The 18201-nt window shown below is 71.7% G+C and carries 14 protein-coding genes; 7 read left to right on the top strand and 7 right to left on the bottom strand.

Going from position 1 to position 18201, the window contains the following annotated elements; genetic code table 11:
- Nucleotides 1-85: 85 nt before the first annotated feature.
- The 3 genes from ACTOQ1_RS11170 to ACTOQ1_RS11160 all read right to left on the bottom strand — a co-directional run bounded on the left by ACTOQ1_RS11170 (nucleotide 86) and on the right by ACTOQ1_RS11160 (nucleotide 5694).
- Complete coding sequence (locus tag ACTOQ1_RS11170) at nucleotides 86-853, bottom strand: polyprenol monophosphomannose synthase (protein WP_440066223.1); 768 nt, start codon at nucleotides 851-853, stop codon at nucleotides 86-88.
- The gene (lnt, locus tag ACTOQ1_RS11165) at nucleotides 853-2748 is read right to left on the bottom strand and encodes an apolipoprotein N-acyltransferase (protein ID WP_440066221.1); all 1896 of its coding nucleotides are present in this window, start codon (nucleotides 2746-2748) and stop codon (nucleotides 853-855) included. The genes ACTOQ1_RS11170 and lnt overlap by 1 nt, the downstream gene beginning before the upstream one ends.
- 597 nt (nucleotides 2749-3345) lie before the next feature.
- On the bottom strand, nucleotides 3346-5694 hold the full coding sequence (locus ACTOQ1_RS11160) for a HelD family protein (RefSeq protein WP_440066220.1): 2349 nt from the start codon (nucleotides 5692-5694) through the stop codon (nucleotides 3346-3348).
- A 172-nt stretch (nucleotides 5695-5866) separates the two neighbouring features.
- Here ACTOQ1_RS11160 and ACTOQ1_RS11155 point away from each other — a divergent pair, with 172 nt between their 5' ends.
- From ACTOQ1_RS11155 to ACTOQ1_RS11130, 6 genes are all read left to right on the top strand, one after another.
- Nucleotides 5867-7063 carry an ROK family protein gene (locus tag ACTOQ1_RS11155; protein ID WP_440066218.1) on the top strand — a complete coding sequence of 399 codons (1197 nt, stop codon included), beginning with the start codon at nucleotides 5867-5869 and terminating at the stop codon, nucleotides 7061-7063.
- Between the two features lie 120 nt (nucleotides 7064-7183).
- Nucleotides 7184-8527: an extracellular solute-binding protein gene (locus ACTOQ1_RS11150; RefSeq protein WP_440066216.1), complete on the top strand. Its 1344-nt coding sequence runs from the start codon at nucleotides 7184-7186 to the stop codon at nucleotides 8525-8527.
- Nucleotides 8528-8533: 6 nt separating this feature from the next.
- Complete coding sequence (locus ACTOQ1_RS11145; protein ID WP_440066214.1) at nucleotides 8534-9475, top strand: carbohydrate ABC transporter permease; 942 nt, start codon at nucleotides 8534-8536, stop codon at nucleotides 9473-9475.
- A complete protein-coding gene (locus ACTOQ1_RS11140) occupies nucleotides 9472-10365 on the top strand; it encodes a carbohydrate ABC transporter permease (RefSeq protein WP_440066213.1) in 894 nt (297 codons plus the stop codon). The genes ACTOQ1_RS11145 and ACTOQ1_RS11140 overlap by 4 nt, the downstream gene beginning before the upstream one ends.
- Nucleotides 10362-11621 carry a 6-phospho-beta-glucosidase gene (locus ACTOQ1_RS11135; RefSeq protein WP_440066212.1) on the top strand — a complete coding sequence of 420 codons (1260 nt, stop codon included), beginning with the start codon at nucleotides 10362-10364 and terminating at the stop codon, nucleotides 11619-11621. Before ACTOQ1_RS11140 ends, ACTOQ1_RS11135 begins: the two co-directional genes overlap by 4 nt.
- A complete protein-coding gene (locus ACTOQ1_RS11130; RefSeq protein ID WP_440066211.1) occupies nucleotides 11618-12589 on the top strand; it encodes an N-acetylglucosamine kinase in 972 nt (323 codons plus the stop codon). The genes ACTOQ1_RS11135 and ACTOQ1_RS11130 overlap by 4 nt, the downstream gene beginning before the upstream one ends.
- A 114-nt stretch (nucleotides 12590-12703) precedes the next feature.
- On the opposite strand, the gene ACTOQ1_RS11125 is transcribed toward ACTOQ1_RS11130, so the two are convergent.
- Nucleotides 12704-13618, bottom strand: a complete 915-nt coding sequence (locus ACTOQ1_RS11125) for a LysR substrate-binding domain-containing protein (RefSeq protein WP_440066209.1) — start codon at nucleotides 13616-13618, stop codon at nucleotides 12704-12706.
- Nucleotides 13619-13839: 221 nt separating this feature from the next.
- On the opposite strand from ACTOQ1_RS11125, the gene ACTOQ1_RS11120 reads away from it, so the two are divergent.
- Nucleotides 13840-14898, top strand: a complete 1059-nt coding sequence (locus ACTOQ1_RS11120; RefSeq protein WP_440066207.1) for an SDR family oxidoreductase — start codon at nucleotides 13840-13842, stop codon at nucleotides 14896-14898.
- A 10-nt stretch (nucleotides 14899-14908) separates the two neighbouring features.
- Here the strand turns inward: ACTOQ1_RS11120 and ACTOQ1_RS11115 are convergent, their stop codons facing one another.
- The 3 genes from ACTOQ1_RS11115 to ACTOQ1_RS11105 all read right to left on the bottom strand — a co-directional run bounded on the left by ACTOQ1_RS11115 (nucleotide 14909) and on the right by ACTOQ1_RS11105 (nucleotide 18139).
- The gene (locus ACTOQ1_RS11115; RefSeq protein WP_440066205.1) at nucleotides 14909-15844 is read right to left on the bottom strand and encodes a nucleoside hydrolase; all 936 of its coding nucleotides are present in this window, start codon (nucleotides 15842-15844) and stop codon (nucleotides 14909-14911) included.
- Nucleotides 15845-15977: 133 nt separating this feature from the next.
- Entirely contained in the window at nucleotides 15978-16454 is a 477-nt protein-coding gene (locus tag ACTOQ1_RS11110) for an Lrp/AsnC family transcriptional regulator (protein ID WP_440066203.1), read from the bottom strand.
- 47 nt (nucleotides 16455-16501) lie between these two features.
- Nucleotides 16502-18139 (bottom strand): sensor histidine kinase, encoded by a 1638-nt coding sequence (locus tag ACTOQ1_RS11105; RefSeq protein ID WP_440066201.1) that lies wholly within the window; start codon nucleotides 18137-18139, stop codon nucleotides 16502-16504.
- Nucleotides 18140-18201: the final 62 nt, after the last annotated feature.

The raw sequence follows: 18201 nt of genomic DNA, 5'->3' as shown, positions 1-18201 counted from the left end.
CGCCCGGAGCGGTCCCGGGCAAGTCCTGGGCCTTCCGGGCGGTTCGCGGCGTCCGAGCGGACGCGGGACCGCGAAGCCGCGAAGGTCAGCGGCGGCGATCGCGCCTGCGATCGCGGCGGCGGCGCAGGCGGGCGGGCAGGCCGGTGACGCCCCACACCGTGATCCGCCACAGGGCCTCGACCACGATGCCGCGGCTCATCTTGCTGGCCCCGACGGTGCGCTCCACGAAGGTGATGGGCACCTCCTTGACGCGCATCCCGCAGACGGCCGTACGCAGGGTCAGGTCCACCTGGAAGCAGTAGCCCCGCGACTCGACGTCGTCCAGGCTGATCCTCTCCAGGGCCGAGGCGCGGTAGGCGCGGAAGCCCGCGGTGGCGTCCCTGACCGGGAGGCCGAGCACGAGCCGGGTGTAGATGTTGGCGCCGCGCGACAGGAACTCCCGCGAGGCCGGCCAGTTGACGACCTTGCCGCCGGGCACCCAGCGGGACCCGATCGCCAGGTCGGCCCCCTTGGCCAGCGCGTTCAGCAGCTTGGGCAGCTCCTCCGGCTGGTGGGAGCCGTCGGCGTCTATCTCCACGAGGACGCCGAAGCCCTCCCCCAGGCCCCAGCGGAAGCCCGCGATGTAGGCGGCGCCCAGCCCCTGCTTGGCCGGCCGGTGCAGCACGTGGACGTGGTCGTCGTCGGCCGCCAGCTTGTCGGCGATCGCCCCCGTGCCGTCGGGGCTGTCGTCGTCCGCGATCAGGAGGTGGGCCTCGGGCACGGCCTCGCGCAGCCGCCGGGTGATCAGCGGCAGGTTCTCCCGCTCGTTGTACGTCGGGACGATGACGAGCACCCGACCAAGCATCCGCTCCATCACGCGTCTCCCACCTGCTGATCATCCTCCCGGTTCACGGAGTGCCCCACGCCGGGCCTCCTGCGCCGCCAGGCGGCGGCCACCGCACCCGCACCCACAAGTATCAGGGCCCATTCGGGCAGCGCGCCCACCCGGGTGGCGATGGTCTGCGCGGTCCTGACCGGAACGGTCAGCACGTTCATGGCCGGCACCAGCTCACCGGTCCGCCAGGCGATCGAACCGCTCGGGGTCACATACGCCGATATGCCGGTGATCGCGGAAGTGATCACCGCTCGATTGTGCTCCACGGCCCGCAGCTGGGACATGGCGAGCTGCTGGGGCGGCAGGTTGGTCAGGGCGTAGGTGGCGTTGTTGGTCTGCACCACCAGCGGCGTGGCACCCGTCCTGGCGGTGTCGCCCACGATGCCGTCGAAGGCCACCTCGTAGCAGTTGATCGCCCCGACGGTCACCGGGCCCAGCCTGAGATCGCCGTCGCGGGTGCCCGCCACCGACTGCCTGCCGACCAGGGAGGCCCGCTCGAACAGGGCCAGCATGAGACCCTTGAGCGGGGTGAACTCCCCGAAGGGGACCAGCTGCTGCTTGTCGTAGTAGGCGCCGGGACCGGTGACCGGGTCCCAGACGATGCTGCGGGTCGCCCGGTTGCTCTCGCCGATCCTGACCACGGCGCCGACCAGGACGGGCACCCCGACGTCCTTGACCGCCGCGTCGATCTCGTTCCGGGCGAACTCGTTGCTCAGCGGGTCGATGTCGGTGGAGTTCTCCGGGAGCACGACCAGGTCGGGGCGGGGTGTCCTGCCCTCCCTGACGTCCCGCGCCATCTGGTGGAGCATCCGGGTGTGGTTGCCGAGGACCACGGCGGGCTCGTCGCCCAGCGGGTGCATGCCCCGGCCGGGGACGTTGCCCTGGATGACGCCGACGGTCACGCTCCTGCCCTCGTCGCCGTACCGGGGAACGGCGAGGGCCCCGGCCGGCACGGCGAGCGCCCCGGCGAGCGGCAGCGCCAGCGGCAGGGCCAGCGCCCGTCCCCGGCGCGCTCCCCTGCCGGGGCGGGGGCCGGGAGAGGCGGGCGGGCCCGAGGACGCGATCGGGCGGGAGGCCGCGATCGAGCGGAGGGCGGGCAACGAGCGCACCGCCGCCAGGGCGAGCAGGCCGCCGCACAGGGCCACCGCGAAACTCACCAGCGGCGCCCCGCCGAGCGCGGCGTACGGGGTGAAGACCGACTCCCCCTGGCTGAAGGCCACCCGCGCCCAGGGAAATCCGCCGAAGGGGAACTGGCCCCGCGCCCACTCGGCCGCCACCCAGAGCGCGGCGCTCCACAACGGCCACAGGGGCAACCGGGTCACCAGGGCGGCCCCCGCCCCCCAGGCGGCGTAGAAGACGCTCTCCATCGCGACCAGGCCCAGCCAGGCGTCGGCGCCGATCGGGCTCACCCAGTGCAGGCCGGGCAGCAGCAGGGCGGACCCGGCCAGGAGCCCGAGCCACGCGCCCCGGCGCGGACGGGTGCCGCGGACCGCCAGGACCGCCAGGGTCATGCCGGGCGGCGCGAGGAACCACAGCCCGAGCGGCGGGAAGGCGAGGAACATCAGCAGGCCGCCGGCCACCGCGCCCGCGACGCGGGCGGGCAGCGCCAGGCGCGAGAGGGGGGACGGGTCCTCCGCTCCGGGCGAGCCCTCCGCGCCGGGCGGGCCGTCCGCGGCCCCGGCCGCCGAACGGTCCGCGAGACCGCCCGCCGGACCGCTCACCGGGCCGGCCGCCGGAACCCGCGCGGGACCTGCATCCGAACCGTCCACGGGATCGCCCACGGAGACGTTCACAGGATCGGCCGCCGAACCGTTCGCGGGATCGCCCGCCGAGGGCCTGTCCGGTACCGGGACGGCCGTCTTGTCCTGCACCACGGGCGGGGCTCCTTGCGATGTCGTGCGGGCGGGTGGCGCCTGGTCTTCCCAGCCGGTCTTCCTAGCCGGAACGCTACCGCCCGGCGGGCACGCCCCCAAAAGCCCTGCACCATATCAATCAGAAACAACACTAAAGCACGATAAATCCGACAAAAACTGCCATAAGCGGCCCCAGACGCGGCAACGGGGCGGTCCGGGGTGTCCTTTCGACACCCCGGACCGCCCCGACGCTTGCGGCGCTCGCACGGGAGCGGGAAGAGGGCCCGGGCGACCCTTCGGACCGGTTCCGTCCCGTCGGCGGCGAGCGCGGATTGCCGTTGTCTACTGGGTGCCCGGACCCCTCCTGGGTCCAACCCCCCGCCCGGAAGGAGTGCCCCGCCTCGACGGACTGCCGGCCCTGCGCCTGGCTGTACGGACGGGGTGATCCCCCGTCACGGGCGCAGGAGACGGCGATGTCGAAAGGCGGCCGACCGGCCAGTCCCGTGCTGGACTGGGCAGCAAACTACCGAGCCCAGCGCAGATGTCAACCGTGTCACCAACTGCGGAAACATCAAGTTTTCGCAGCTGGGACATGATCGACGAGAGCCGTCAATGGTCTCATGTGATCCGATGTCTCTCAAGTCGAGCGAGCGCGCCGGGAAGCGGACCGTCGTGCACGACGCCAAGCCGCTGGGTGGCGCGGGTCAACGCCACGTAAAGGTCGCTCGCCCCGCGCGGGGACTCGCCCAGGATCAGCTCCGGTTCGACCACGACGACCGCGTCGAACTCCAGCCCCTTGGCCTCGGCGACGGTCAGCACCGCCACCTGCGCGTCCAGGGCCGCCGCCCCCGGCCCGGCCACCGCGCCGTCGACGGAGCGGACCACGATCTCCCCGAACTCCTCGGCGCGCGACTCGGGGACGATCACGACGAGCCGGCCGCCCTCGACGACCTCGGCCTTGACGACCTCGCCGAGGGAGGCCGTCGGCGAGGTCGCCCACGGGTGCGACCCCGTCTCCCTGACCGAGGCCGGGGCGGTCAGCGCCGGGTCGACCAGGGTGAGCACGTCGGCGGCCACGGCCATCAGCTCGGCCGGGGTGCGGTAGTTGACGCTGAGGGTCTCCTCGCGCCAGCGCCCCGACACGTACGGGTCGAGGACCCGGCCCCAGGAACGCGCCCCGGCCGACGAACCGGTCTGGGCCAGGTCGCCGACGATCGTCATCGACCGCGTCGGGCAGCGGCGCATCAGCATCCGCCAGTCCATCGGCGACAGCTCCTGCGCCTCGTCGACGATGACGTGGCCGAAGGCCCAGGTGCGGTCGGCCGCCGCGCGCTCGGCGGTGGTCAGGAAGACGTCGTCGCCGAGGTGGCGGGCGGCGAACTTCTCGGCGTCCATGATGTCGGACAGGCCGGTCAGCTCCAGGACCTCCTTGGCGTAGGCGAGCTGGTGCTGCCGCTCGTCGAGCGCGGCGGCGCGCTGCGCCGCCTGCTCCTCCTCGGCCATCCAGGCCCCGGCCCGCAGCACCGCGGGGTCGATGTCGCCGAGCAGCTCGGCGGCCTCGTCCAGGAGCGGCACGTCGGACTCGGCCCACCAGTTCTCCCCGGTGCGGGGCGGCTCGCGCAGCATCAGCTCGCGCTCGGCCTCGCCGAACTCGGCGGCGGCGTGGTCGAGGCGCTCGCGGGAGGTGAACAGCCCGATCAGGAGCTGCTGCGGGGTGACGTAGGGCCACAGCCGGTTCAGGGCCGCCTTGACGGGCCGCTCGGTGCGCAGGTCCTCGCGGATGTCGGCCAGCTCGTCGTCGTCGATCATGCCCTTGCCGAGCTGCCTGGCGGCCTGCCGGGCGAGCGCGTTGAGCAGGTGGCGGACGAAGATCGCGCGGGCCTCGTTGTGCGCCCTCTTGGAGCGGGCGGCCCGGCTGCGGGCGGCCTCCAGGACGTTGCCCTCCAGCCGGAGGGTGTAGCGGTCGAGCTTGATCTCGATCGGCTTGCGCGGCACCCGCTGCCGCTCGCGCACGGCCCGCGCGACGACCTGGGCCATCCGGGCGTCGCCCTTGACCGCCGCCACCTCGGGGCGCTCCTTCCGGCCGGGGACGACCCCCGGGTACAGCTCGGAGACGGTCGACAGCAGCACGTCGGTCTCGCCCAGGGAGGGCAGCACCTGCTCGATGTAGCGCAGGAAGGTCAGGTTCGGCCCGAGGATGAGCACGCCCCTGCGGGCCAGCTTCTCCCGGTGGGTGTAGAGGAGGTAGGCGGCGCGGTGCAGCGCGACCACGGTCTTGCCGGTGCCGGGACCGCCCTGCACGACCAGCACCCCGCCCAGGTCGGAGCGGATGATGCGGTCCTGCTCGGACTGGATGGTGGCGACGATGTCGCGCATCCGGCCGGTGCGCTTGGCCCCCAGGGAGGCCAGCAGCGCGGCCTCCCCGTTGAGGGTGGCCACGTCCTCCTCGGTGAGGCTGTCGAGGTCCAGGAGATCGTCGTCGATCCCGATCACCGTGCGGCCCTTGGTCTGCAGGTGGCGGCGGCGGGTGACGCCCATCGAGGCCGCAGGGGTGGCGCCGTAGAAGGGCTGGGCCACCGGCGCCCGCCAGTCGATCAGCATCCGGCGCTGGTCGTCGTCGGCCAGGCCGATGCGGCCTATGTAGAGTGAGGTGTCGTCGGCGTTGTCGAGCCGGCCGAAGCACAGGCCGTTCTCGACCGCCCACAGGCGGCCCAGGCGCTCGGCGTACATCCCGGCGAAGCTGTCGCGCTCGGAGCGGTTCTGATGCGTGCCGCCACTTCCGCCCTGCGCGAGGACGCCGTCCAGCTGCCGCTGGGTGCGCTCGCGCAGCAGATCGAGCCGGGCATAAAGGCAGGAAACATACTCCTGCTCCCGGGTCAGCTCGATTTGACGGGTTGCCGTCGCTCCATTATCGTTGCTAGTAATGGGATACTCCGGGCCATTGCGCTGGTTGTTATGACAAACCATCACCTTAGCAGGTCCGTCGAGAAGTTTACCCGCCCCTCCGTCATCACAGCTTGATTGCGGCGCTCCCTGCCTGCTTGACGAAAATCTGCCGGGTTCCTTACATTCACTCGAAGTTAGGAAAGTTTCCTAACTTCGCGTCATCAGTGGATGCAAGGACGCACGCGGAGGACCAGTGACCCAGCCGACGCCCGGCACCCCCAGCCTGCTGCGCGCGATCAACGACCGCGCCGCCCTGCAGGCGCTGCTGGAGCGCGGCCCGCTGACCCGCCCGGAGATCGGCGCCCTCACCGGCCTGTCCAAGCCCACCGCCTCACAGCTTCTCATCCGCCTGCAGGAGGCGGGCCTGGTCGTGCTCGACGGCATCCGCGAGGGGCTGCCCGGCCGCACCGCCGAGGTGTACCGGCTCAACCCCGCCGCCGCGCACGTCGCCGCGCTGGACGTCACCCGCGCGGGCATCGACGTCAGGGTCGCCGACATCACCGGTGCCGTGGTCGGCGAGCACCACCTGCCCAGTCCCGGCCGCTCCGGCGGCGACGCGCTGGAGCGGGTCCGGGCCGCGCTGGAGGGCGCCGGCGCCCCCGCGGCGCTGCGGCGCGTGGTCATCGGCGTGCAGGGCACGATCGACCCCGGCACCGGCAAGATGGCGTACGCCACCAGCAAGGACATGCCCGGCTGGCACATCCCGGACCTGGTCCGCACCCTCGGCGACGGCCTGGGCGTGCCGGTCTCCGTGGAGAACAACGTCAACCTCGTCGCCCAGGCCGAGCAGGCGCACGGCGTGGGCCGCGGCCACCGCGACTTCGTGCTGCTGTGGGCCGACGAGGGCCTCGGCGCCGCGCTGGTCCTCGGCGGGCGGCTGCACCGGGGCGCCACCGGCGGCGCGGGAGAGGTCGGCTACATGCCCACCCCCGGCGCGCCGACCGCCAGGGACACCGGCCGCTACGCCAACCACGGCTACCAGGCCCTCACCGGCGGCCCGGCGGTGCTCAAGATCCTCAGATCGTACGGCGTGCGCGGCACCGCACCCGCGCAGGCGGTGCTGAACGCCGTGCAGGCCTCGGCGTCCACCGGCAGGCGCGCCGACGACGCCCGCGCCGGGCTGCGCGACATCGCCTCCCGGATCGCGGTCGGGCTGGCCGCGATCACCTCCGTCGTCGACCCCGAGATCATCGTGCTGACCGGCGGGACCCTCCTCGCCGGCGGCGACACCCTGCGCGAGCTCGTCGAGCACGAGCTCCACGCGCTCACCATCCCCCGGCCCCCGCTGCTGCTGTCCACCGTCGAGGGCAATCCCGTCCTCGCCGGCGCGCTCGACCTCGCCCTCGCGACCGCGCGTGACGAGGTCTTCAGCTCCACCGTCCCCTCCTGACCCCCGCCGCCCCCGAACCCGCGCAGGCCCCGAACCGTACGAGCCGTACGGACCTCGCCCGACCCCGCTGGACCCCGCCCGGAACCCCGCCAGATCCCCCGCCCCCAGGAGGCAGCCGTCGTGCACCGACGCTTTCTCACCCTCGCCCTGGCCACCCTGACGGCCACCACCCTGACCGCCTGCACCGCGGGCACCGAGAGCGCGCCCGCGCTGGGCTCCCAGCCCAGACCGTCGGGCTCCGCCTCCGCGGCTCTGCCGGCCTCCGCCATCGAGCTGTGGCACGGGTTCTCCGCGCCCGCCGAGGTGAAGGCGTTCGAGGACGCCGTCGCGGGCTTCCGCACGAAGTTCCCCCAGATCACCGTCAAGCTGGTCAAGGGCGTGCAGGACGACCAGATCACCCAGGCGGTGCGCGGCGGCAAGGCGCCGGACGTCGCCTCCTCGTTCACCACCGACAACGTGGCCCAGTGGTGCCGCAGCGGAACGTTCCAGGACCTCACCTCGGTGATCGAGCAGGACGGCATCGACCTGTCCGTGCTGCCGGAGGTCTCGCGCTCCTACACCGAGTACGAGGGCAAGCGGTGCGTGATGCCGCTGCTCGCCGACGCGTACGGGCTCTACTACAACAAGGCCCTGATGAAGGGCGAGCAGCCGCCCAAGACGCTCTCGGAGCTGACCGCGCTGACCAAGAAGCTCACCGTCCGCGACGCCGACGGGAACATCAAGGTCGCCGGGTTCGTCCCGAGCTTCCAGTACTACGAGAACTCCGCCTCGCACATGGGCCCGATGGTCGGCGCCACCTGGTACAAGCCGGACGGCACCTCGGCGGTCGGCTCCGACCCGGCGTGGAAGGAGCTGCTGCGCTGGCAGAAGGAGCTCGTCGACTGGTACGGGTACGACAAGCTGGAGAAGTTCCGCAAGAGCCTGGGCCAGGAGTGGTCGGCCGACCACCCCTTCCACAAGGGCAAGATCGCCATGGTCCTGGACGGCGAGTGGCGCAACGCCATGCTCGCCAACGAGGCCAAGCACATCGACTACGGCACCGCGCCGCTCCCCGTCTCCGACTCCAAGCCCGACCTGTACGGCAGCGGCTTCACCGCGGGCACCGTGATCGGCGTGCCCAAGGGCGCCAAGAACCCGCAGGCCGCCTGGGAGCTGGTCAAGTATCTGACCACCGACACCGCCGCGCTGGTCACGCTCTCCAACGCGCTGCGCAACGTGCCGACCACCAAGGCGTCGCTGGAGTCGCCCGACCTGGTCAAGGACGCGAACTTCCAGACCTTCCTCGACATCTTCGCCCACCCGAAGACGAGCACGGTCCCGGCCAACGTCAACAGCACCTTCAACCAGGACTCGCTGCAGGAGTTCCTGGTCAAGTGGGAGAACGGCTCGGCCACCGACCTCGACGCCGGGCTCGCCGCGGTCGACAGGCGCCTCGACGACAAGATGAAGCTCTCCGGGGGCTGATCCTCGATGAGCACCGTCCACGCCGCGCCGCCCAAGTGGCGGCGCGGCGAGGGCCTCAAGGCCCTCCTTTGGATGTCGCCCTGGCTGGTGGGGTTCGCGGTCTTCTTCGCCTACCCCCTCGCGGCGACAGTCTACTTCTCCTTCCACCGCTACGACCTGTTCACGCTGGAGTTCGTCGACCTGGACAACTACCGCTACTTCCTGGTGGACGACCGGGCCTGGGTCTCCATCAAGAACACGCTGTGGCTGGTCGTCCTCATGGTCCCCGCGCAGGTGCTCTTCGGGCTGGGCGTGGCGTGGCTGCTCACCCGCCTGAAGTCGGGCGTCGGCTTCTTCCGCACGGTGTTCTACCTGCCGTCGCTGATCCCGGTGGTGGCCGGCACGGTCTCCTTCGTGTTCCTGCTGAACCCCTCGGGGCCGCTCAACCAGTTCCTCGAGTTCCTCGGGATCGCCGCGCCCGACTGGTTCGGCGACAAGGACTGGTCCAAGCCCGGCCTGACCATGCTGGCCATGTGGGGCATCGGCAACACCATGATGATCTTCCTTGCCGCGCTGCTCGACGTGCCCAAGCACCTGTACGAGGCCGCGGCCATCGACGGGGCGGGCGCGTGGCGGCAGTTCAGGAGCATCACGCTGCCGACGATCTCGCCGGTGCTGATGTTCTCGACGGTCACCGGCGTCATCTACGCCCTGCAGTACTTCACCCAGGCGATGATCGCCTCCCGGGTCGCGGCGGGGGTCACCGACTCCCCCGGCAGCAGCTTCGTGCCCGGCTATCCGGAGCTGTCGACGCTGACGCTGGCCCAGTGGCTGTTCCACGTGGGCTTCCGCGACTACAGCATGGGGTACGCCTGCGTGCTCGCCCTGCTGCTGTTCGCGTTCTCCACGGTCTGCACCCTCATCCTGCTCCGCAGGTTCCGCGCGTTCGACGAAGGAGGCGACCGGTGACCGCCGTGGCCACGAGGCTCACCGAGGCCTCCTCTCCCGGGCCGCGCCCCGCCGCGCGCGGCCCGCGCGGCCGCGCGATCCTGTACTGGATCGCCACCCACGCCCTCGCCGTCGCGCTGTCGCTGATGTTCGTCGGCCCGCTGGTGTTCGTGGCGCTGACGGCCGTGATGAGCAACGACCAGGCGCTCACCGGCGACCTGTGGCCCCGCACCTGGAACTGGGCCAACTTCGCCGACGTGTTCGCCAGGTCGCACCTGCTGGCCTGGGTGGGCAACACGTTCCTGTACGCCGGGCTCGGCACCGCGTTCATGCTGCTGTCGTCGATCCCGGTGGCGTACGCGATGGCCCGCTTCCGCTTCCGGGGACGCAAGCTGGCCTTCCTCGCGGTCATCACGATGATGATGCTGCCGCCCCAGGTCGTCGCGGTCCCGGTGTATCTCATCTGGGCGCGCCTGGACCTCACCGGCACGCTGTGGCCGCTGATCGTGCCGATGCTGCTCGGTGACGCCTTCTCCATCTTCCTGCTGCGGCAGTTCCTGGTCAGCATTCCCAAGGAGTACACCGAGGCCGCCAAGGTGGACGGCTGCTCGGACTTCCGGACGCTCGTCAAGGTGGTCCTGCCGATGGCGCGCCCGGCGATCGCGGCGGTGGGTCTGTTCCAGTTCTTCTACTGCTGGAACGATTACTATGGTCCGCTGCTCTACGCCTACACGAACGAGGCGAACTGGACGCTCTCCCTCGGGCTGGCGTCCTTCCGGGCACTGCACAGCGTGCAGTGGAATCTCACCATGGCGGCGACGCTGCTCGTCATGGCCCCGGTGATCATTGTGTTCTTCTTCGCCCAGAAGGTCTTCATCGAGGGCGTCACGCTGACAGGAGTAAAAGGGTGAAACTCGCCGTTGTCGGGGGCGGCTCGACGTACACGCCGGAGCTGATCGACGGGTTCGCGCGGCTGCGCGACGAGCTGCCGCTGACCGAGATCGCGCTGGTCGACCCGGACACCCACCGGCTGGAGCTGGTGTCCGGCATGGCGCGCCGGATGCTGGCGCGCGCCGGGCACCCGGCCACGGTCGTCGCGACCACCTCGGTCGAGGAGGGCGTCGCCGGGGCGCACGCGGTCCTGCTGCAGCTGCGCGTCGGCGGCCAGGCTGCGCGGAACGTGGACGAGACGCTGCCGCTGGAGTGCGGTTGCGTCGGCCAGGAGACGACCGGCGCGGGCGGGCTGGCCAAGGCGCTGCGCACGGTGCCGGTGGTGCTGGACATCGCCGAGAAGGTGAGGAGGCTCGCGCCGGACGCCTGGATCGTCGACTTCACCAACCCGGTCGGCATCGTCACCAGGGCGCTCCTTTCGGCCGGGCACCGGGCCATCGGCCTGTGCAACGTGGCCATCGGCTTCCAGCGCCGCTTCGCCGCGAACCTGGGCGTCGCCCCGGAGCGGATCTCGCTCGGCCACGTCGGCCTGAACCACCTCACCTGGGAGCGGGCCGTCCACCTGGACGGGGTGGACGTGCTGCCCAAGCTGCTGGAGAGCCACGCGGAGGAGATCGGCCGGGACGTCGGCCTGCCCGCCGCGCTCATCCGCCACCTGGGCGTGGTGCCCTCCTACTACCTGCGCTACTTCTACGAGCACGACCTGGTGGTCGAGGAGCAGCGGGCCAAGCCCTCGCGCGCGGCCGAGGTCGCGGCGATGGAGAAGACCCTGCTGGAGCTGTACGCCGACCCGGCGGTGGACACCAAGCCCGAACTGCTGGGCAAGCGCGGCGGGGCCTTCTACTCCGAGGCGGCGGTGGCGCTGATCGCCTCGCTGGTCGGCGACCACGGCGACACCCAGGTGGTCAACCTGCGCAACGACGGCACGCTGCCGTTCCTGCCCGACGAGGCGGTCATCGAGGTCCCGGCCACGATCACCTCGGCGGGCGCGGCCGCGCTGCCCGTCGCCCCGGTGGAGCCCCTCTTCGCCGGGCTCATCGCCCACGTCACGGCGTACGAGACGCTCGCGATCGAGGCGGCGCTGCACGGCGGCGAGGACCGCGTCGCCGACGCGCTGCTGGCCCACCCGCTGATCGGCCAGGCCTCGCTCTCCGGCGACCTGGCCAGGCGCCTGGTCGAGGCCAACCGCGGGCACCTGTCCTGGGCGACCGCGTGAGAACGGTCCTGGCGGTCGACGGCGGCAACAGCAAGACCGACATCGCGCTGGTGGCCGAGGACGGCTCGGTCCTCGCCACCGGGCGCGGCGGCGCCTTCCAGCCGCAGACCACGGGGGTGGGCGTCGCGATCGACGCGATCGGCGACACCGTGCGCGCCGCGCTCGGCCCCGGCGCGGCCACGCCGTACGCCGACCACGTGGCCGCCTACGTGGCGGGCGCGGACCTGCCGGTGGAGGAGGAGGCGCTCCGCGCGGAGATCCTCTCCCGGGGGTACGGCGGGGAGGCGACCGTCGGCAACGACACCTTCGCGCTGCTGCGCGCCGGGGCCTCCGGGCCCGCGGGGGTGGCCGTGGTGTGCGGCGCGGGGATCAACGCGGTGGCGGTCTCCCCGTCGGGGGAGGTGGCGAGATACCCGGCGCTGGGGCGGCTCACCGGCGACTGGGGCGGCGGCCTCGGCCTCGGCGAGGAGACGCTCTGGCACGCGGTGCGCGCCGAGGACGGCCGGGGCCCGGCGAGCGCGCTGGCCGCCGCGGTCCGCGAGTACTTCGGCACCCGCACCGTCGAGGAGGTGTCCCTGGCCATCCATTTCGGCGAGCTGTCCTACGGCAGGCTGAACGAGCTGGTACCGGTGCTGATGGCGGTCGCGGCCCAGGGGGACGGGGTGGCCCGCTCGCTGGTGGCGCGGATGGCCGAGGAGGTCGTCGTGCTCGCGGTGGTCGCGATGCGCCGTCTGGACCTGCTCTCCGTCCCGGTGGAGGTGGTCCTGGGCGGCGGCGTGCTCACCGCCCGCGACCCGCTCATGAGCGAGCTGCTGGAGCGGGGATTCGCCGGGAGCGCGCCGCAGGCCAAGCTGATCGTCGCCGACGTCGCGCCCATCATGGGCGCCGCCCTCCTGGGCCTGGACGCCCTCGGCGCCACCGAGGAGGCGAGGGCCCGCCTGCGGACCCACTTCCACGCCCTGACATGACGCTTCTCAACAGGACATTCATTGATATGACACGACAAAGCATGACGGGGTGACATCGCGCCGCACGGCCCGCGTCTCACGACGCGGGCCGCGGCGTGCGGGGAGCCCGAACGCTCAGGAGGCCGGGTGAGCGCCCGGCGGGGGAGACAGCGTGGCCGCCGTACTCTCGGCGAGCAGGGCGAGGAAGGCCCCGCCGAGGGCGTCGAAGCCGGTGCGCGCGTAGGCGGTGAGGACGCGGGTCACGGCGGGCCTCGGGCGGAGGATGCGGCCCTCGTACCCCCCGGGCACGATGTTGGCGGGGATGAGCGCGGGCCCGAGACCGGCGGCCGCGAGGGTCGGTGCCGACGCCGTCTGCTCGGTGCGCACCGCGATCCTGGGCTGGAACCCGGCCTCCGCGCAGGCGCGGTCCAGAATGTCGGCCAGGCCGTTGCCGGGGGCGTAGTGGACCCAGCGGCGGTCGCGCAGGTCGCCCAGGTCCACCGAGAAAGCCCCGCCGGACGCGAGAGGATCGCCGGAGGAGACGGCCACGACGAATTCCTCGACACCGAGCGTGCGCACCGGCCCCGCCCAGGACGCGGGCCGGGGACCGACGGCGAGGTCGGCCTGCCCGCTCGCCATCGCCTCCGCCAGCTCGTCGGCGTGACGGTGCTCGAAGAGCCTGACATCGACCCCGGGGTGGAGACCGCTCCAGGCGCGCAGCGCGGTGGGCAGCACGCCCAGGCTGACCGAGTAGACCGTCGCCAGCCGCAGTTCTCCCCCGGCCAGCCCAATCGTCCGGCGTACGGCCGACAGGGCGCGGGCCGCGTCCGCCAGGGCGGCCCGCGCGTGGGGCAGCATCGCTCGCCCGGCCGCCGTGAGGTGGACGGCCCTGGGCAGCCGTTCGAGCAGGGAGGCGCCGACCGACCGTTCCAGTGCCTGGATCTGGTGCGACAGTGCCGGTTGCGTGACGCGGAGGGTCTCGGCGGCCCGTGTGAAGGAGCCCTGGTCGACGATGGTCACCAGGTATTCGAGCTGTCGCAGGCTCAGCATGCACAAAAATTATCAGAATCTCATAAATCATGACTTTGGATTATGTGGAGTGAGGTTCAGACGCGCCGGGCCACGACGTCCGCCATAAACGATGTTCATGGTCGCGACAAGAAACAAGCCTTGGACTCATGGGAGGAGAGCCGCGCAGAATCGGATCGCACCGGCACCGGCACCGGAGCGTGACCGCGCCGGCCCATCCGCATCGATCGGGGAGAAGAACGATGAGCACCCAGCCCAAGGTCGCCCTCGTCGTCGGCGCCCAGGGGGTGATCGGCCGCAACCTGGTCGACCACCTCGCGGCGCTCGGCGACTGGGAGGTGATCGGCCTGTCGCGCCGCGGCGGGGAGAGCGCGGGGCGGGTCCGCCAGGTGCGGGTCGACCTGCTCGACCGGGACGACTGCGCCAGGAAACTCGGTGAGCTCACCAACGTGACCCACGTCTTCTACGCCGCCTACCAGGACCGGCCGACCTGGGCCGAGCTCGTTCCGCCCAACCTCGCCATGCTCGTCAACGTCGTCGACGCGGTCGAGCCGGTGGCGCCGGGCCTGCGGCACGTCAGCCTCATGCAGGGATACAAGGTCTACGGCGCGCACCTGGGTCCCTTCAAGACCCCGGCCCGCGAGAGCGACCCACACCACATGCCGCCGGAGTTCAACGTCGACCAGCAGAGGTTCCTAAAGGAGCGTCAGAAGGGTTCGGGGTGGACGTGGACGGCGATCCGCCCGTCCGTGGTGTGCGGCTTCGCCCTCGGCAACCCGATGAACCTGGCCATGGTGATCGCGGTGTACGGCGCCGTCTCGAAGGAGCTGGGTCTGCCGCTGCGCTTCCCCGGCAGGCCGGGGGCCTACGACACGCTGCTGGAGATGACCGACGCGGGACTGCTGGCGAGGGCGACCGTCTGGGCGGCGACCGACGAGCGTTGCGCCAACCAGGCGTTCAACGTCAACAACGGCGACCTCTTCCGCTGGAACGACATGTGGCCGAAGATCGCCAAGTTCTTCGACCTGGAGGTGGCCCCTCCCCTGCCGATGTCGCTCGACGTCGTCATGGCGGACAAGGGGCCGCTCTGGGACTCCATGGTCGAGAGGTACGGGCTGGAGCCGCACCCCTACGAGGACGTGTCCTCCTGGGCCTTCGGCGACGCCGTGTTCTCCTGGGACTACGACTTCTTCGCCGACGGTTCCAAGGCCCGGCGCTTCGGCTTCCACGAGTACGTCGACACCGAGGCGATGTTCCTGGACATCCTCGGCGACCTGCGCCGCCGCAGGATCATCCCCTGAGGGGTCCGCCTCAGGGCTCGATGGACTCCGCGACCCCGGCGTAGACGGTCAGCAGGAGCTCCCAGAAGCGGCCCACGTCGAGGGAGGTGCCGACCAGGGCGTTGGGGGCGCGGCCCCGCAGGGCGAAGTCGGTCACGGTCATCCCGGCGGTGAAGCGGCCGGCCGTCTCGACGTCCACGACGGCGGGTTCGAGGGTGATCAGCGACGGGTCGATCAGGTGGGCGATCGCGCAGGCGTCGTGGATCGCGGGCCCGTCCTCGGCGGTGATCATGCCGTAGAACCGCACGCACGGCAGGAGCAGGTCGGCGCCGAGCCGGCCCATCGCCGCCATGCGCTCCGCCACCGCCAGCGTGGTCACGGCATCGCGGCTCACGTCGAGACCGATCATGGTCACCGTCCAGCCCGCGCCGAAGACGACCGCGGCGGCCTCCGGGTCGGCGGCGATGTTGAACTCGGCCGCGGGAGAGAAGTTGCCCCGCGTGTAGGACCCGCCGAGGATCGTGAGCCCCCGCGCCCAGCCGACGATCGCGGGTTCCCTCAGCACGGCGAGCGCCACGTTGGTCAGCGGGCCGATGGCGACCAGGGTCACCTCGCCCGGGTCGGCCCTGAGCGTCTCGATGATGAAGTCCACGGCGTGCCCGGCGGCCGGCGGGAGCGACGCCGGGGGCAGCAGCGCGTCCCCGAGGCCCGAATCGCCGTGCACCCCGGCCGCGTTCACCCGGGGGCGCAGGAGCGCGCCCGCGCTGCCCGCGACGACCGGCACGCCGCCGAACCCCAGGAACTCGCGGAGCCGCAGCGCGTTGTCGGTGGTCCTGGCCAGCTCGACGTTGCCGCCGACCGTGGTGATCCCCAGGATCTCCAGCTCGGGGCTCCCGTGGGCGAGGACGAGCGCCAGCGCGTCGTCGATCCCCGGGTCGCAGTCGATGATGATCTTTCTGGGAGACACCCGTCCAGCTTGGAGCAATCACCTCTTTCCCGGCAAACCGGGAACGGCCTCCCGGGGAGGTGAGCGGTCGGCCACGCCGGGAAGACGCCGGCGCGGGCCCGTCCCGCACCCGCGGGGAGCGTCCCCGGAACGGTCAGGCGCGCTCCTCGGGCCTCCCGGCGTCCTCGCCCGCCGGCTCCGGGGTGCGGTGCTCGTACGGCGTGCTGAGCACGACCGTGGTGCGGGTGGAGACGTTGGCGGCGGTGCGGATCTGGTTGAGCAGCTCCTCGAGCGCGATCGGCGAGGCCACCCGGACCTTGAGGATGTAGCTCTCGTCCCCGGCCACGCTGTGGCAGGCCTCGACGGCGCTCAGATGGGCCAGCCGCTCCGGGGCGTCGTCGGCGGCGGCCGGGTCTATCGGCTTGATGGAGACGAACGCGGTGAGCGAGAGCCCGATGGCGTCGTAGTCGACCAGCGCGGCGTATCCCCGCAGCACGCCGCGCTTCTCCAGCCGGCGCACCCGCTGGTGCACCGCCGACACCGAGAGCCCGGTCTCCCTGGCGAGATCGGTGAAGCTCATCCGGCCATCCCTGGCCAGCAATGTGACGATACGGCGGTCGATCTCCTCCATCCGGTAAACGGTAACGGCATTCGGATACCGCGCGTACCGTCCGCGTGTCACGGCACGGTCCCAACCGCGATCTCCGCGGGGTCCTCCCGTCCGGCCTCAGCCTCGGCAGCCTCGGCCTCACCCTCGCCCTCCCGCTCCGGCGAGACGACCTCGGCGGGCAGCGTGATGACGAAGCGGGCTCCCCCGGTGTACTCGGTGTCCAGCCGGATCGTGCCGCCGTGCTGCTCCACGATCTTCCTGCAGAGCGCCAGGCCGATGCCGGTGCCCTCGTAGGCGTCGCGCTGGTGCAGCCGCTGGAAGATGACGAAGATCTTGTCGGCGAAGTTGGGGGAGATGCCGATGCCGTTGTCGGTCACGGTCATCCGCACCTCGCCGTCGAGCCGCTCGGACTCGATCCCGATCCGGGGCGCGCGGCCGGGGTCGCGGAACTTCAGGGAGTTGCCGATCAGGTTCTGCCAGAGCATCACGAACTGGGTCCGGTCCCCGACGACGGTGGGCAGGTCGCCGACCTCGATCTCGGCCCCGGACTCCTCCACCGCCGCGGAGAGGTTGACCAGGGCCCTGTCGACCACGTCGTTCAGGTCCATCTCGACGGGCTCCCTGCTGATCCGTCCCACCCGGGAGAAGGTGAGCAGCTCGTTGATGAGCACCTGCATGCGCTTGGCGCCGTCCACGGCGAAGTCGATGTAGGTGTTCGCCCTGTCGTCGAGCTGGGAGGCGTACCGCTGCTGGAGCATCTGGCAGAACGAGGCGATCTTCCGCAGCGGTTCCTGCAGGTCGTGCGAGGCCACGTAGGCGAACTGCTCCAGCTCCGCGTTGGAGCGCTTCAGCTCCTCGGCCTGGGCGGCGATCCGCAGCCGGGAGCCTCGGGCCTCCTCCAGCTCGGTGACGATGCGCCGGCGCATCGCCTCCATGTCGTCGGCCAGCTCGGCGAGGTCGGCGGGGCCGCCGGTGTCGACGTGGTGCGCGAAGTCTCCCATGGTGACCCGGCGGGAGGCCTCGCGCAGACGGGCCAGGGGGCCGAACACCCCGATCCTCAGCAGCACCGCCACCGTGACGATGGTGACCAGGAAGGCGGCCAGGATGCCGAAGAAGGTGGCGTTCCTGACCGTGCGGGCGACCTGCAGGTCGGCGCGGGCCAGCTCCCTCGCGCGGGCCCAGGCGGCGTTCTGGGCGTCGAGCGCCTTCCTGACCGCGTCGAAGGAGCGCTTGCTCTCCTCGGACTGCTCGGCGCTCACGCTCTCCGGGCCCTCGTCCCTGACACTGGCGATCATCGGCTCCGCGTAGCGGGCCCGCCACTCGGCGGCCAGCCGTCCCACCTCGTCGAGTGCCCGCAGCGGTTCCGCGCCCGGTGCCAGCCGCTCGATCTGCGCCGACACCGTGATCTCGTCGCGCCGCCCGTCCACGTACGGCTGCAGGAACTCCTCCTTGCCGGTGATGACGAAGCCCCGCACCCCGGTCTCCTGGTTCAGCAGGGTCGCCTGCAGGCGCGCCGCCTGGATCCTGCCCACCGAGATGTGGTCGATCAGCCTGTTGGAGGCGGACGCCGCGTTCTGCAGGACCGTGGCGCCGACGATCGCCGACACCCCCAGCAGGAGGGTCATGACGAGCAACACGACGTTGAACCACGTCTGCGCGCTCCAGCGGCTCTTGCGGGATCCGCTCGGAGGTGTCTCGGTGGTCATTCGGCCTCTCACTTCACGCGGTGTCCGTCCCGCCGTGGCCGTAGGTGCCCGGCGGGGTGGAC

The sequence above is a fragment of the Streptosporangium sp. OZ121 genome, assembly GCF_051918885.1.
Classification (GTDB): domain Bacteria; phylum Actinomycetota; class Actinomycetes; order Streptosporangiales; family Streptosporangiaceae; genus Streptosporangium.
Note: the sequence above shows the minus strand (reverse complement) of the source record. Positions and strands in the feature narration are given on the sequence as shown.